Source organism: Shewanella litoralis (assembly GCF_009828585.1).
GTDB classification, from domain to species: domain Bacteria; phylum Pseudomonadota; class Gammaproteobacteria; order Enterobacterales; family Shewanellaceae; genus Shewanella; species Shewanella litoralis.
This window is the reverse complement of the sequence record NZ_WSRZ01000012.1, coordinates 116,039-131,613: the sequence shown is the minus strand read 5'-3', so window position 1 is coordinate 131,613 and position 15,575 is coordinate 116,039. Positions and strand designations below refer to the sequence as shown.

General features: G+C 41.7%; 10 protein-coding genes. 9 read left to right on the top strand and 1 reads right to left on the bottom strand.

All coding sequences use genetic code 11. The features are described 5' to 3' along the window. The first annotated feature begins 88 nt into the window (after positions 1–88). The 8 genes from GQA99_RS11395 (at position 89) to GQA99_RS11355 (ending at position 11,831) form a co-directional block, all read left to right on the top strand. The gene (locus tag GQA99_RS11395; RefSeq protein WP_160054008.1) at positions 89–2,023 is read left to right on the top strand and encodes a polysaccharide biosynthesis protein; all 1,935 of its coding nucleotides are present in this window, start codon (positions 89–91) and stop codon (positions 2,021–2,023) included. A 141-nt stretch (positions 2,024–2,164) separates the two neighbouring features. Beyond that, positions 2,165–3,043, top strand: a complete 879-nt coding sequence (gene galU, locus GQA99_RS11390; protein ID WP_160054007.1) for a UTP--glucose-1-phosphate uridylyltransferase GalU — start codon at positions 2,165–2,167, stop codon at positions 3,041–3,043. A 720-nt stretch (positions 3,044–3,763) separates the two neighbouring features. After that, positions 3,764–5,122 (top strand): phosphoglucosamine mutase, encoded by a 1,359-nt coding sequence (glmM, locus tag GQA99_RS11385; RefSeq protein WP_160054006.1) that lies wholly within the window; start codon positions 3,764–3,766, stop codon positions 5,120–5,122. Between the two features lie 860 nt (positions 5,123–5,982). After that, positions 5,983–7,320 (top strand): type II toxin-antitoxin system HipA family toxin, encoded by a 1,338-nt coding sequence (locus tag GQA99_RS11380; protein WP_160054005.1) that lies wholly within the window; start codon positions 5,983–5,985, stop codon positions 7,318–7,320. After that, positions 7,317–7,775 carry a helix-turn-helix transcriptional regulator gene (locus tag GQA99_RS11375; protein ID WP_160054004.1) on the top strand — a complete coding sequence of 153 codons (459 nt, stop codon included), beginning with the start codon at positions 7,317–7,319 and terminating at the stop codon, positions 7,773–7,775. The genes GQA99_RS11380 and GQA99_RS11375 overlap by 4 nt, the downstream gene beginning before the upstream one ends. A gap of 72 nt (positions 7,776–7,847) precedes the next feature. Continuing rightward, positions 7,848–8,852 carry a YecA family protein gene (locus GQA99_RS11370; protein ID WP_160054003.1) on the top strand — a complete coding sequence of 335 codons (1,005 nt, stop codon included), beginning with the start codon at positions 7,848–7,850 and terminating at the stop codon, positions 8,850–8,852. A 10-nt stretch (positions 8,853–8,862) separates the two neighbouring features. After that, complete coding sequence (locus GQA99_RS11365; RefSeq protein WP_160054002.1) at positions 8,863–9,981, top strand: hypothetical protein; 1,119 nt, start codon at positions 8,863–8,865, stop codon at positions 9,979–9,981. A 668-nt stretch (positions 9,982–10,649) separates the two neighbouring features. Then, positions 10,650–11,831, top strand: a complete 1,182-nt coding sequence (locus GQA99_RS11355) for a molecular chaperone DnaJ (protein ID WP_160054001.1) — start codon at positions 10,650–10,652, stop codon at positions 11,829–11,831. Positions 11,832–11,997: 166 nt separating this feature from the next. Here GQA99_RS11355 and GQA99_RS11350 read toward each other — a convergent pair whose 3' ends face one another. After that, complete coding sequence (locus GQA99_RS11350) at positions 11,998–12,522, bottom strand: hypothetical protein (RefSeq protein ID WP_160054000.1); 525 nt, start codon at positions 12,520–12,522, stop codon at positions 11,998–12,000. A gap of 487 nt (positions 12,523–13,009) precedes the next feature. On the opposite strand from GQA99_RS11350, the gene GQA99_RS11345 reads away from it, so the two are divergent. Beyond that, a complete protein-coding gene (locus GQA99_RS11345) occupies positions 13,010–15,481 on the top strand; it encodes an EAL domain-containing protein (RefSeq protein WP_160053999.1) in 2,472 nt (823 codons plus the stop codon). The last annotated feature ends 94 nt before the right edge of the window (positions 15,482–15,575 follow it).

Genomic DNA, 15,575 nt, shown 5'->3' with positions numbered 1-15,575 from the left:
CCCCACCTCATTTTTCCTATAACCTAGACTAGATTAGTCGTGTTGTAAGATGTAATACATTATGAACTTTATTTATATGGAGCGAAAAATGGAATTTTTGCAAATCTTGTTTGGTATGAAACGTGCTCATAAACGCATCGTGAGTTTGGTTGTTGATGCGCTATTTCTCTGTTTAGCATTTTGGGCCGCATTACTTGTTCGTATCGATGACTTTGTCGTGTTAGCGAATACTCACTATTGGTTGCTTTTGCTTACAGTGGTACCAGTAAGCTTAGTTGCGTTTGCCAAGTTAGGCCTATATCGCGCGGTATTGCGTTATATGGGATCGCAGGCTTTAACTGCAATAGCTATAGGGGTACTTTTATCTACTGTTTCTTTAGTCCTTTTCGCTTTTTATCTCGATGCTCAACTGCCACGAACTGTACCGATTATCTATGCCGCGTTTTCACTGGTACTCATCGGTGGTTCAAGGGCGATTGTCCGCTCAATGGTCGGTTCTGGTATGACACGTATTGGTGAGCCTGTTATTATTTATGGTGCTGGTGTAAGTGGTAGGCAGTTATTAACATCACTAGTGCAAAGCCATGAATATCATCCGTTTGCTTTTGTCGATGATGACATATCATTGCAAGGTAATGTTATTCAAGGTGTGCATGTGCATTCCCCTTCGATAATAAAAAAATTAATTACACAAAAATCGGTTAATAAAGTCTTATTGGCTATGCCGAGTGCTACTCGAGCAAAAAGACAAGAAATTTTAGCAAGGTTAGAGCCTTTAGCTGTTCAAGTACTTACTATCCCGGCAATGTCAGATCTCGTTAATGGTACTAAGCTTTACAGTGATATTAAAGAAGTCGAAATTGATGACTTACTGGGCCGTGATGCAGTAAATCCTCGTGAAGATTTATTGTCTTCTAACATCAAAGATAAAGTGGTGATGGTAACGGGCGCAGGTGGATCGATTGGATCTGAGTTATGTCGACAGATTTTAAAGCAGTCGCCTAAGAAATTGGTTTTGTTTGAATTATCTGAATTTGCTTTATATGCTATTGACCGTGAATTAAATGCCATTGCAAAAGAACTCGGTTTAAACGTAAGAATTTTGCCTATGATGGGCTCTGTACAGCGTGAAAATCGAGTACAAGCCATTATGGAGTCTTTTGGCGTACAGACGGTTTACCATGCTGCAGCATATAAGCATGTGCCTTTAGTTGAACACAATGTCGTTGAAGGTGTGCGAAATAATGTGTTTGGCACCCTTTATACTGCACGAGCAGCCATAGCTGCAAAAGTGGACACCTTTGTGTTGGTTTCAACCGATAAAGCGGTGCGTCCTACCAATGTGATGGGTACGACTAAGCGCATGGCTGAATTAGTATTACAGGCTTTATCTCGCGAACAAAATACCACCCGTTTTTGCATGGTGCGTTTTGGAAATGTGCTTGGCTCATCGGGCTCTGTAGTGCCGTTGTTTAGAACTCAAATCGCTAATGGCGGCCCTGTTACTGTGACTCACCCAGAAATCACCCGTTTCTTCATGACGATTCCTGAAGCTTCGCAATTAGTGATTCAAGCAGGGGCGATGGGCAAGGGCGGTGATGTATTTGTGCTCGATATGGGTAAGTCGGTAAAAATTGTTGATTTAGCAAAAAAGATGATCCGTTTAAGTGGATTTGAAGTCCGTAGTGAAAAACATCCAGAGGGTGATATTGCTATTGAATTTAGCGGATTGCGCCCTGGCGAAAAGCTCTATGAAGAATTGCTTATTGGCGATGATGTTACCGGTACTGAACATGAGCGCATCATGACTGCAAATGAATTGTTTTTATCCTGGTCTGAATACTCATTAATTTTAGACCGCTTAGACCAAGCTTGCCATGTGTTTAACCATGAAGCTATTCGTGATATTTTGCTTAAAACACCTACCGGTTTTGCACCGACTGATGGAATTTGTGATTTAGTTTATCAGCAAAAAGCTAAAAACACTGATGCGGCTAAAAAAGTGATTAATTTGGTTTCTTAACTCTTATTAACGTTTGTTATTGAACTTAGTACTTTACATTTTCCTTTTACATTAGCTGTTTACATTTGTTTATTAGATTTTTGCGAACTCATTTTAGATAGAGCTAACATAAGATTAGGCACATTTTTACAAGGATTTTAAATGAAAGTAGTTATTCCTGTTGCGGGTCTTGGTACCCGTATGTTGCCAGCGACTAAGGCCATTCCTAAAGAAATGTTGCCGTTAGTGGACAAGCCTCTAATTCAATACATTGTTAATGAATGCGTTGCTGCCGGTGTCAAAGAGATTGTGTTGGTGACACATGCCAGTAAAAACGCGATTGAAAACCACTTTGATAAGTCATACGAGCTTGAATCTACCCTTGAGAAGCGTGTAAAACGCCAATTACTTGAAGAAGTTCAAGCGATTTGCCCTAAAGATGTGACCATTATGCACGTGCGTCAGGCTGAAGCTAAAGGTTTAGGTCACGCAGTATTGTGCGCCTATCCTTGTATTGGCAATAACCCGTTTGCGGTTGTGTTACCAGACGTGATTTTAGATGCATATACAGCGGATCAAAAAACAGAAAATTTAGCGGCTATGATAGCGCGCTATAAGGCTACCTTGGCTAGCCAGATTATGGTCGCGCCAGTACCTGATGTTCAAGTGAATAAATACGGTATTGCTGACTGTAATGGAGCTGAAATTGCCCCAGGTGAATCTGCTCAAATTAACGCCATGGTTGAAAAACCTGAATTGGGCGAAGCCCCTTCGAATTTAGCGGTCGTGGGCCGTTATGTCTTATCAGAAAAAATCTGGAAGTTATTGGCTAAAACCCCTGCAGGTGCGGGCGATGAAATTCAGCTAACAGATGCCATTGATATGCTCATTGAGCAAGACACTGTTGAAGCGTTTAACATGACAGGCAAGTCACATGATTGTGGTGACAAGCTAGGTTATATGGCGGCGTTTGTTGAATATGGTTTACGTGATACTAAGCTCGGTGCTGAGTTTAAAGAACGTATTACTAAAATGCTCTAACGGCTTTGAGTATTACTATTACTGTTACTTGAAAACCAACTTTAACCAGTTGGTTTTTGTTTTTTAGCTAGGGCGAAAGCCTAGAACGCTGCTAGATGCTAAGAATAGGACGCTTCGCTGCTCGATTACGTCATTCCGGCGATGTTTTAAAGCCGGAATCCAGGTGTTAGCACTTAATTGTTCAGTCTTAAAATCTACAACCTAAGTCAACAGAAACACCTGGATCCCCGATAAAAGCACTCGAGGATGACAAGCGGGTAGAACCTAGCTCTTAGAACCTCGAAGGACGCTGCTCGATTACGTCATTCCGGTGATGTTTTTAAAGCCGGAATCCAGGTGTTAGCACTTAATTGTTCAGTCTTAAAATCTACAACTTAAGTCAACAGAAACACCTGGATCCCCGATAAAAGCACTCGAGGATGACAAGCGGGTAGAACCTAGATCTTAGGATCTAGAAGGACGCTGCTCGATTACGTCATTCCGGTGATGTTTTTAAAGCCGGAATCCAGGTGTTAGCACTTAATTGTTCAGTCTTAAAATCTACAACCTAAGTCAACAGAAACACCTGGATCCCCGATAAAAGCACTCGAGGATGACAAGCGGGTAGAATCTAGATCTTAGAACTTAGAACTTAGAACTTAGAACCTAGAAGGACGCAGTCCGCTCTCAGGCGAGCCTGCGAGTTCCTGGAACCTGGAACTTTTTATTTTGGGAGTTTTTATGAGTCGTAAATATTTTGGTACCGATGGTGTGCGTGGAAAAGTGGGGACGTTTCCTATTACACCTGATTTTGCAATGAAGCTAGGTTGGGCTGCGGGTAAGGTTTTAGCCTCCACCGGTACTCAAGAAGTGTTGATTGGTAAAGATACTCGCAGTAGTGGTTATATGTTTGAATCGGCTATTGAGGCGGGCCTTTCTGCTGCTGGCGTAAACGTTGCATTAATTGGCCCGATGCCAACGCCTGCAGTGGCGTATTTAGCCTCCACCTTTAGAGCCGATGCGGGTGTGGTGATCAGTGCATCACATAACCCTTTTTATGATAACGGCATTAAATTTTTCTCCAACTCGGGCACCAAGCTCAATGACGAGCAAGAGCTTGAGATTGAAGCGCTACTCGACCAGGCGTTAAATCACAATGCAATGGAATGTGTGTCTTCTGAATTGTTAGGTAAAGTTCGTCGCATTAACGACGCCGCCGGGCGTTATATTGAGTTTTGCAAAGGCGTGTTTGCTAAAGATCTAACCTTAGCAGGGATGAAGATTGTGGTTGATAGCGCTAATGGCGCGGCGTATCACATTGCCCCCAATGTGTACCGTGAATTAGGCGCTGAAGTCATTAGCATTAATGATAAACCTAATGGCGTAAACATTAACGATCACTGCGGCGCAACGCATTTAGACAGCTTACAAACAGCTGTGATGGTCCATGAAGCCGATTTGGGTATCGCACTTGACGGTGATGCCGACCGTATTATGTTTGTTGACCATAACGGTCATGTGGTTGATGGCGACCAGATTTTATATATCCTGGCAAAATCTGCTAAGCAGCAAGGCACTATGACTGGTGGTGTTGTTGGCACGCTAATGTCAAATCTTGGGCTTGAGATAGCCCTTAAAGAAATGGATATTCCCTTTAGACGCGCCAAAGTGGGTGATCGTTATGTGGTTGAGCAATTAAAAGAAACCGGTTGGAAATTAGGTGGTGAAGGCTCTGGCCATATTTTGCACCTTGACCATGCCTCAACGGGTGACGGCGTCGTTGCTTCATTGTTAGTACTTCAAGCTGTTTTACAATCTAAGCAATCACTCGCTGATATTGCCTCTGGTATGAACAAGTTGCCACAAGTATTACTAAACGTTCGTTTAACCGCTAACAATGCCGATGAAATTATCGCATCAGAGGTCGTTAAACAAGCGGTGATTGAAGCGGAAGCTGTTTTAGGTAATAACGGCCGCGTATTACTGCGTAAGTCTGGCACAGAACCGCTCATCCGTGTGATGGTTGAATCAACCGACCCAGAAATGTCGCAAGCACAAGCTGAAGCAATTGCAAAAGCTGTTTCTACCGCAGGTGTTTAAGACGTTTAATTTTTACTCGTTGTAGATTTACCGGTGCCACTATCTTTAAAGGTAGTGGCATTTTTCGTTTAAAGTCCTAAACGTTCAACTTCAATCGATGAATATAATTAAATTTAGGCATTGTCATAAGTCAGCCTATTGATCTTAGACATTTTAATACCTGAGGTATTAAAATTACACACAGAGTACACTTGGTTTTCAGTCGCTAATTTCTGAATTTATAGGATTAATTATGGTAACCCACCCATTTTTAACCGCAGTTCAAAGTAGAATCAAGGTCGCTATAAGTGGTGGTCTGCCATTATTCGCTTCATCAGTAATTCCTAGGACACTGGATCAGCGCAAGCAGGAAAATGCTGCGCTTTTTCTATAACACAGCACAAAGCGCAGGAGCGTAATAATCAACCTCATCCCGATTTTTGTGTGACGCCAACGCAAATGGCTAATTGGCTTTATGCTGTCAACGCCGATGTAAAACTGACCCACTGTTCGGCGTTATCGCAGAAGTGAAATTAACCCACCTCATTAGATAATCAAGACAGAATGAGGACGATTGTGACGAGGACTCAAGTCGCCACGACTTGGTTTATGACCTTCATAACGTCTGGGCGTTGGTAGCCTCTGGCTGGTATCAGATGAACTTACGCGGTGGTAATGCGCCGTGAGGTGATAGCGGGGGTCGGTGAGCGCTATTCCCCATGCGCTTTTAGCCTAATTGCTTAGTGAATGCCGTTTGTTACCCATAAAAGCTTTGTATGTTTTCTATACTAATAGTATTATCTGAGTAAATATGTACTCATTAATGGCTTTTTTATGATTTAATGAGTAGTAAGTTACTCGTTATCTGTTTAGGAGCTCTTATGGAACATTTGACCATTCAGGCTTTCATCAATGGCCAATGGAGAGCTATTGCACAGCTCTCTTTTCCTGAGAGCGAACAAGGTAATTATCGACTTACCTCGTTAGATTACGAGCAAGATTATGCTTTGGCTGAGCTAGATAAAGACGACATTCACGCTGTCTCTATAAACCACCCCGTTAGCTTATTTTTTGATGAGCCGATATGGCTGCACTTTCTTGACGACATTATGCCTAGCGGTGCAAGCCGACGCTATTGGCTTAAGTACCTTGATATCGCTGATCTGAGTGTAGATGAGCAAAATTTTGTATTGCTGAAATATGGCACGATTGCGCCAGTAGGTCATTTGCGAGTCAAGGAGTCGTTGCCGGAGCGCTCCGCTATTGCTGATAAGCTTACGTTCACCGTTGGCGACGTCAAAAATAGAGCATCTGACTTCTTAGATTATGCGCAATATCGAGGTGCGACAGCGGGTGGTGCAACGGGAGCTGGTGGCGAAGCGCCCAAGCTGTTATTACGTTGCGACGATGAGCAAAAGATCTGGATTGATAGTTATCAGGATGAGTCACAAAACCGAGACCTTCATTATTTGGTCAAATATCCGAGAGGCTCTCGGTCACCAGTTGATTGCGATATTCTGCGCGCTGAATACCACTATTATCACGAGCTGACAGACATGGGCTTTGAGACAATCTCGACTGCAAACATGCGGCTCGAAGAAGGGCATTCCTATCCCTCACTGTGGCTGCCGCGTTTTGATATCTATTACAATGAGTTAGGCCAACAACGTTACGCAATGGAGTCGGTTTATTCGATACTTGGCAAAGGTGCGGGCGTTACTCTAGATCACGAGCAAACCTTAAGAACGCTGATCGATAAAATTACTCACAGCCATATGGTCTTAGAGCAAGGCTATCAGTTTGACGTACGCGCGTTTGTGCTTGAGTGGGTGCGGCGAGACTTACTCAATATCATATTTGGTAATAGTGATAATCATGGCCGTAATACAGCGTTTCTTAAAGACGATGGTTGGATAAAACTGGCGCCTATCTATGACTTTGCACCGATGAAAGCTGACCCTGAAGGGGTGGCCAGAACCACAAAATGGGAAGCGCTGCTCGAAGTCGGGGGAGAGTATGACTTTCAAGGCATTGCTGACACTCTCGCTGATCTGGTGCCTGCTCAGGAGCTGATGGCAGCGTTAAAGCTCACGGCCCTGCAATGTCTCGACTTGAAGCAACGGTTAATTGCGCGTGGTGTGCCTGAGCGGATCATCGACATGCCTGCAATTGGCTTTACTTATATTGAAGACAAGCTAACTCGTTGGGGGTTGGTATGAGTGATAAATCATCTACTACGGAAACAGCTAAAGAAACCATTGCCCGTCTTAGAGCGAATCGACAGCAACGGAGTGAGGTTGCTACTGAAGTGCCGCAACGTCATCAATCTCAAAACATTCTAGAGGCTCAAACAAAGCAAGGTGCTAAACGAGCCTCTAAGCAATCCGGCGGCGTTAGCACGGTCGAGCGAAAGCGTGCGATTCATGCCATTACACAAAGGCTTTTACACGGTGAGCTAACCCAAGGACAAGCGCTTAAAACGCTGCGAGTCGAGGTGTTAGGGCTCACACAAGACCAGTATGCAAACTTGGTTAAAGTGTCTCGTAAGACTCTTTCTGACGTTGAGAATGACCGTGGTAGCTATAAGACAGATATTCTGAATCGATTGTTTAAGCCCTTTGGCCTTAAGGTGGGGATTGTGCCGATCTCTACTAGCGTCACTTGGCTTTTATGATGAGAAATGAGACTGGATCAGCGCAAACAGGAAAATGCAGCGCTTTTTCTACCATAATAAGAAAGGACAACAATGAAGCTCGGCCGAAACGAACCTTGCCATTGTGGCAGCGGTAAAAAATTTAAACGTTGTTGTATGAGCAGCGTTTTCAAGCAACATGGCCAGGTCTTCGATGATATTGAAGCCATGCAGGCAACCAAGCAAAATGTGACCCTTGATGAACTCAACGCTGCTTTACAGCACAAAGTCCAGGATTGCAATAATCAGCCTCATCCTGATTTTTGTGGTGTGACACCAACGCAAATGGCCAATTGGCTTTATGCGCCTTTCGATGAATTACAGTGGGTGACAATCAGCACTCCAGACATCCTTTCAGCCAACCTTGTGATACGTTATTTAACCCTCATTCTTGATGAGGCTATGACACAAGATGGATCATTCAAAGCCACCAGTAAAGGCAACTTACCGGCTAACTTGGTCAAACAGGCATGTGAGTTATTACCTGAGTTTGCCGTTGCTCAGTTCCCAACAAACATTAGCATCAGCGAATTTGCGGGCAGTAACGAAGATAAATTCAATGCGTTGCACTACACCCGAGTGCTTGCCGAAGTTAGCGGTATTATTTATCAACGTAGTGGTTGCTACCATGTAAAAAAATCAGCGCAAAAGCAGTATCAGGCCGAAGGTATACGAGCATTTTTCAAACCTATGTTAGCAGCTGCAATCAGCAAATATAACTGGGGGTATTTGGACGGTTTTGAATACGATATCGACTTGCGACCCTTTTGGTTGTTCATGCTGTGGCGTATTCAAAGCCACAACAGTGTGGATCAGCTGGTTGAAGAGGTTATGACGGCTTTCCCCGATTTACTGCAGTCCTTCCCAGAGGATGATGACTTCTCATCAGAAAGAAGTTTAAGCATACTCATTGAATCACGTTTTATTGAGCGATTTTTACAGTTTTGGGGATTTGTGACCATTGACCCAAGACGTTATTTAAACGCTGAACCCGTCGCCAGAGTGGTTCAGGTACTGCCTTTGTTAAAACACACCTTTCAATTCACCATTAACGCATAGCAAGGTCATCATGAGCGAATATCAATATTATAAATTCGAGCGATTGGATGGGTACTTGGATGCTAAGGCACGCCAATCACTCAGAACCGTTTCAAGCCGCGCTGAGATCAGCGCTACGTCCTTTCAGGTGTATTACACCTACAGTGACTTAAAGGCAGAACCCACTGAGCTGATGTTAACATACTTTGACATTGGTTTTTACTATGCCGATTGGGGCACGATCGATGCTTACATCAAGCTACCAGCGGGAACTCTTCCTGATACGTTACTTGGTTTTTCAAGTGAGGGATTTCATGTACAGGAAAGTGAAGAATGGCAATTGCTGATTTTTTCCCTCGAAGAGTATTACGAGTATTTTGACGATGAACATGCCAACGACTTTTTCCAGCATTTAACCGGTTTGCGCAGCGAGTTAATCCAAGGTAATTGGCGCCTTGTGTACTTTATGTGGCTCAAAGCGTTGGATTGTAATGATGAACTTGAGGAAATACCTTTAATTCAATTCGATTTTGAGCATCTTAGTGAGGAATTACAGGCTTTTGCGGCGCTATATGATATTCCTCTGGCTTGGGTTAAAGCACTTGCGATGGTACTGAACGAACAACCAAGTCACCAAGCCAAACAAGCCCCGCTTCAGTTTGATGCGTGGCTAAACAATCTCACAGAAGTAGAGAAAGATACGTTATTAAGCACGCTTTTTGAACAAGGTCAGCTAACCCGTCATCAAGCCTTAACGATGACGCGAAAAGAATCTGCCAACAAAGACGAAACCTATCAGTATTGGTTAACTCCCGACGTGATTTCCCCTTTTATCGAGCAAGCGCAAAGCCTATTACAGCAAGAGCAAGCTGAAGCGCTCGCAATAAAATTAGCTATTGAAAAAGCGGAAAAAGAAAAAGTGTTGACGGATATCTACAATCAGCGTGAGCGCTGCTGGCAGCAAGCACAAGAGCAAGCGGATCGAACTTGCGCCAGTGGTTACGATGCGGCATCACGCTATTTGCATCAGCTGAACGAAGCCTATCATTTTAAAGGGGATATCACCGCTTTTGAACAGCGGTTTAAGCGATTTATTGCGATCAATAATAGTCGTAAAGCACTGTTAAATCGTTTGAGTGATTGTCTCTAGAAAATAAAGTTATATACCCAATCAACTTGAAGATCCGTGTTTCAGAGCTTCACCGTGTTTTCAATACTAGGCGCGTTAATGCGGTAATGTAGGTACCTTATAAATTAACGTAACAACGTAGTGGAAGCACGGTGAAACTCCCAAAGGGCAAGTTTTACACGCGTTTATGCTGTGTTATTGATTTTGGAAAGGGAACGACCATTACCCGCAATCAATGCCTTGCTTAAACACGTGTAAATTCTTGCTGAAATCGAGCATCTTCAAGTTGATTGGGTATATACAGTGTTACACATTTTCAGATCTCGACCCGATTTCGGCGTTTTCACATCACATACCATCTCGTTGACCCAGTTTTGCCAAATACGGATCAATCGGTGATCAAAATCAATATGTTCCCATTCTCATCCATGCACCTCACAACTTCGCATTCCAGTCCAAAACCGGATAATGAAGTAGTCTTCCACTGTTTGGGGGCCACTGTTTAGGCACCACTGTTTAGGCACCACAAAGAGAAAACAGCGCACTTCGGCAATGATCATGGGGTAGGTAACAAGCACAGCTTCCTATACATTTAGTCACCAAGAACCTAGCGTTAAGGTTGATGTAACGATATCATTCTTGATAATACACTTAATTAAATAAACATAAGTTTCGCTACGGTACTCTGCATGACATTAATGACTATTATCGATGACACAGCTCTTCATCAATCCAAAAAACAGTCGAAAAAACTCGAAAAATTGTGGCAAGACGTCGAGAAAAAACAAGCACGTAATCAGCGCTATCGCGCTAAGTTAGATGGTTTTTATGAAGAGTTTAAACCGCTAATCGAGTCAAAAGAACATGTTGTGTGTGCTGCAACCGGAAAGTGGATCCAACATTTACTCACGTTTGTACCACGCAAAACGATAAAGGGTAACCAAAGGGTTGAACTTTATGCTTGGATTGAAGAGGAGCTCACTATACTTGAAGCCAACCCATTTAATCCCATTAGCACAACTGATTTGCGAGAGTTTTTTACGTCATTATTGATTGATTTTCAGTCGACGATGCCAAAGCAAACGGTGAGTGATGAAGAACTTGATGCGCTACGGGAAGATCTGTTTGGCATGTTCGGTGAGTGGTTGCCTTTAAGCAACGAAGAGCTTATTGATATGATACATCATCCTGAACGTTTTCAAGCGTATATTCACGATATGCTCAACCAAAGCAATAGCGCAGAAGCTGAAGATGAGCATGAAGATGATTCTGAGTGGGATGGGCCAGATTGGGACATGAATGATGACTTTTCATTTGAAAATGATGACCCTGAATTACCGATGAGCACTGCGTTATTTGAAGATAAAGCGATGACGAAACTGTATCGACAACTCGCCAATCAACTTCATCCTGATAAAGAGCGAGATCCAGAGAAAAAAGCCTTAAAGAAAGACTTAATGCAGCTGCTTTCGCAGGCTAAAAAAGATAAAGATGCGCTCTCATTGCTGATGATGGCGCAGGAACATTTGCCCGAATATAAACTCACCGCAGATGATGACATGCTAAAGCGAATTGAGGCTACATTACATTCAAAAATTGCATTACTGAATCAAGAGCATGAATTTATGCAGCATGGCAACGACATTAAATCAGAAATTTGGCGTCGTTTTGGTGGCGGCGCTAAGGCATCGCGTGCAAAAACGTTGGAACAATATGGCGATCTGCTGATCGTTGAATCCGAAGCATTATACGCTAAGATCAATAACGTCACGACGGTGCAAGCCATGCGTGAACAGTTAAGTCAACGGATCCATCAGCAGGAATTGAATAGTATGATGGGTTTTGGGATGTTCGAAGACTTTCTAAAGTAGATTGACTTTATGAAGCGATAATAACACCAAATTATTATTAAATAACGTCTGAATCTCTCAAGTTGATACAGCCCATAGAATGGCTTTGCTCAAAGCCATTATATGGGCTTTTACATCTATGGGCTTTTACATCTTGGGGCTACTCAGAAATCAATTGGATACGCAATTATCGGGGTAATAGCATTTGATCATGCTCTTGTGATCCGCAAGAGATAACTGGAAATAGCATGGAGTAAGGAACTGTCCATGGGGTATTGTTGACCAAAATAACAGCACGCTTTGGGTTAAGCTTTGTGACTTGTCCTATGTGCTCAGTGTTGTCTCTATTATTGATAAATCCCACGGTGGAGCCGATAAAAAGCGTCGCCTTTGATATTCCTTTGGTACGAGGAAGCACTAATTCGGTTTCGATATGATCAAGGTTAAGGCTGTAAAATGGTAGTGACCAACGCTTTTGGGTGTCGTGCTCTTCTACATCAACTCTGCTACGACTCACCTTAAGAACTGAGCACGGGATAGCATGATTACGTTCGGTGCAAAAATAGTCTACTTTCATGCCAACATGAATTTTTTGTCTAAGTGCTTTCACTCGCTCAGGATCTTCAAGCGTTTTATATATAGCTGATTGTAATCGGAACAGCTCAAAGGCTGAAAGCGATTGAATCTCATCAAAAATTGATTGAATTTCCATGTCGTCATTATTCTCTAACGTAAACGTGAAAAACATTAAACCATAGACTCATTTTTGATGCAGCTATTGAAGATAGTTAAGACCCTTATTTTGTGATTTCTTGCTTTTTAGCGTTGTGGGTGAATGGTTATTGATAGAAGTGTCTGCTTATAACTTCTTTGATTTTTCCCCTTGCGAGCAGGATCATACTATGTACTTGGCAATCTAAATTGAACATATGATACGAAATAAGCATTTAATTGTGTGAGTCCTAGTTGCCTATATAAGTTGTTGCCTGTATAAATAAGGTTATTAAGTTATTGCGATAACTAATTTGAGTGTCGTATAACTGTAGATTGCATTGGCAAGAGTATTCATCACATCACTGTCAGACTAATGTTACAGGTTTGGGCAATGGTGACTTCGAGAGCTTTGGATAGGTTCGGGTTGAGTGGTGATGGGTTGTAAAAAGGCAATTGCCTGACAAGTCATAGGGATGTGGTAAGAAATGAATGGAATCATGATGACGCTTGAGAGCGCCGAAAAAAATCTACTTGATCAATCTTTCCAATGGAAATGGAACATTGATGAAAAACTATTTTACAGTGAGCAACTGTTAAAGATCATTTTTGGCCCAGAAAACCCGGGTTCTGTTAGATTCAGGTTACTTGTCGATTTATTAGACGCAAACCAGGCAACGTATTTTAAAAAAAATATAGAAACCAGCATTTCCTCTCAAAATGTCGTTACAAGCCATTTAGTTTTTACCATCGCCAATATTCGGTACCTTGTTGAAGTCACCATATATTCGAGTAATTTAAAATTGGTTGCAGGCAGTCTGTTTTTTAAGCGTTTATTGCCATCAAAAAACCAAGAGGCTTCGATTTTAAAGAAGCTGTTTTATAAATCCTCGCGTTTGTTGTTTGTTTGTGATGATAACAACCAAATATTACTGATTAATCAAATGCTCGTTGAGTACCTTGGTTATGAGGAATACGAGGTTATTGGCCAAAATATTAGCGACTTTATTCATGATAAAAATAATGTGTTCCAGGAGTACTTATTCAATTGTGAAACCAATGGCACCTGGGATGGAGAGCTATTTTTCTATCATAAAGATGGGTCTTATGTGGCCTTTAAAGCCAACATATTGCATTACTCGGAATCTGATAAAAGTACGCCGTTAAATATTTTTCAGTTAAATAAGTTAGATTTTTCTTTCTCTGATATTGTTGAATTTTCTCAGCAAAAACCAAACTGGTACTGGAATAATAAATTTGATTTTTTCGATTCCTTAGCCCAAATGCGCTCATTACAAAATAATCAAGAAAGCCTGGTTGTTTTTGTTATTAACACCTATTTTCACTCATCAAAAAATTCAATTTCCCCGAGATGGTTGTTTGACCAGGCAATCCCAAAGCTTAAGGCATTTAGGCATGTGGTTAAATTAGGTTTATTAAATGATGAACAAATTTGTGGCGCGTTTATTTCATCTAAATTAGTTAAGACGATCCATAGTGATTTAGCCGACATTTTTGACATATTGCTCGAAGAGAGTCAGTTACAGTTAGATCACAAAATTCAATGTCATATTGGCGTGTCGATTGATGGCGTTGATGCGAAAAATAATGAACAGTTGTTATCTAATGCACTACAAGCATTATCGACATCGTCTGTGGGGTTTAGCTATGTAAATGAGCATAAGGTTAAGTATTTTAATCCCAAAATCAACATCATTAATAACCGTAAATTAAAGTTAGAATCGGCGTTAAAAAGTTGTTTGGAACATGACCAGATCTATGTGGTTTACCAGCCGATTATCAATTTAAAAACATTGAAAATAGAGAAGGTTGAAGCGTTGGCCCGCTTTAATATCAACACGACGGTTAAACATAGTATCCAGGAGTTGATTGATCTGGCTGAGGAAAATGACTGGATCAATATTATTGATAAAAAAGTGTTGCTCACCGCAATAAACGAATTACCGACTTTAGCTGCGATGTTAGGTAATGATAATTTAGGTTTATCAATTAACCGTTCAACGATTAATAGCTCTAAAAACCGCTTTACCCTGGATGATACGGTAACGTTAATTAACTCGACAGGTATTGACCCTAGACGGATTACTATTGAGTTAACAGAATCGGCAGTGTTTACTGATAACCAAAGCATTTTGGATGATATTAAGCATATTACTGACAACGATATCGTGCTGGCTATCGATGATTTTGGCTCTGGTTATACTTCGTTTACCGACTTATCTGTATTGCCTCTTAATTTAATTAAAATCAATAAGTTAATTACTGATTATATCGTAAAAGATAAGCAAAAACGCTTAATGGTGAAAATGTTTACTCAATTTATTCACTCAATGGGTGGCGAAATTGTGATTGAAGGCGTTGAAGGCAGAGACGTACTCAAGGCGCTAGTTGAGATGGGGGTTAATTATGTGCAAGGCTATATTTTTAGTAAGCCGCTTTCGTTAATGGATCACAGTAATACCGTTAATGATATTAACGCCATCATAGACAAACTTCAGCTTAAGCTTCTTGTCAGCGACATGAAAAAAATACCCACGGTGATTGATTTTTTAATGCCCAAACCGCCTCTTGTTGAGCCTGATGAACGGATAGAGATGTTCATTGATATGTACGATACTACCGATGTCGTAATGGTACTTAACAGCAGTAAATGTATTGGGCATATTTCACAACATGAGGTTAACGCTGCCATTAGTCCGTATGTGAACACCAATGCCGAAACAAAACATGATCGATTAACGTTAACGAAAAGGGCGCATCAAATTATGGTGCCTGTCGAGTACACTTGCTATACCGACTATTCTGTAGAGTCGTTATTAAAGCATTTTTGCTTATACCCTAAATCAGTCATGGTGGTTACCGGTAAAACAGGAATATTTTTAGGCGCAATTACCATCGAGCAAGTCAAAGGGCATTTATTTAAGATGATCCAAAAATGACTTGTCACCTAATTCACTGCTGCTGGGGGGAATTAAGCTCTGGGCGAGGGAAGTGTATAGCCGAGTCTGGTACAGAGTATTGTGCAGTGTTTAG

Bases quoted from the DNA above. Each gene is read 5' to 3' on its own strand.
- GQA99_RS11355 (WP_160054001.1), top strand. From the start codon at position 10,650: ATGACATTAATGACTATTATCGATGACACAGCTCTTCATCAATCCAAA.
- glmM (WP_160054006.1), top strand. From the start codon at position 3,764: ATGAGTCGTAAATATTTTGGTACCGATGGTGTGCGTGGAAAAGTGGGG.
- GQA99_RS11365 (WP_160054002.1), top strand. From the start codon at position 8,863: ATGAGCGAATATCAATATTATAAATTCGAGCGATTGGATGGGTACTTG.
- GQA99_RS11350 (WP_160054000.1), bottom strand. From the start codon at position 12,522: ATGGAAATTCAATCAATTTTTGATGAGATTCAATCGCTTTCAGCCTTT.
- GQA99_RS11380 (WP_160054005.1), top strand. From the start codon at position 5,983: ATGGAACATTTGACCATTCAGGCTTTCATCAATGGCCAATGGAGAGCT.
- GQA99_RS11345 (WP_160053999.1), top strand. From the start codon at position 13,010: ATGAATGGAATCATGATGACGCTTGAGAGCGCCGAAAAAAATCTACTT.
- GQA99_RS11375 (WP_160054004.1), top strand. From the start codon at position 7,317: ATGAGTGATAAATCATCTACTACGGAAACAGCTAAAGAAACCATTGCC.
- GQA99_RS11395 (WP_160054008.1), top strand. From the start codon at position 89: ATGGAATTTTTGCAAATCTTGTTTGGTATGAAACGTGCTCATAAACGC.
- galU (WP_160054007.1), top strand. From the start codon at position 2,165: ATGAAAGTAGTTATTCCTGTTGCGGGTCTTGGTACCCGTATGTTGCCA.
- GQA99_RS11370 (WP_160054003.1), top strand. From the start codon at position 7,848: ATGAAGCTCGGCCGAAACGAACCTTGCCATTGTGGCAGCGGTAAAAAA.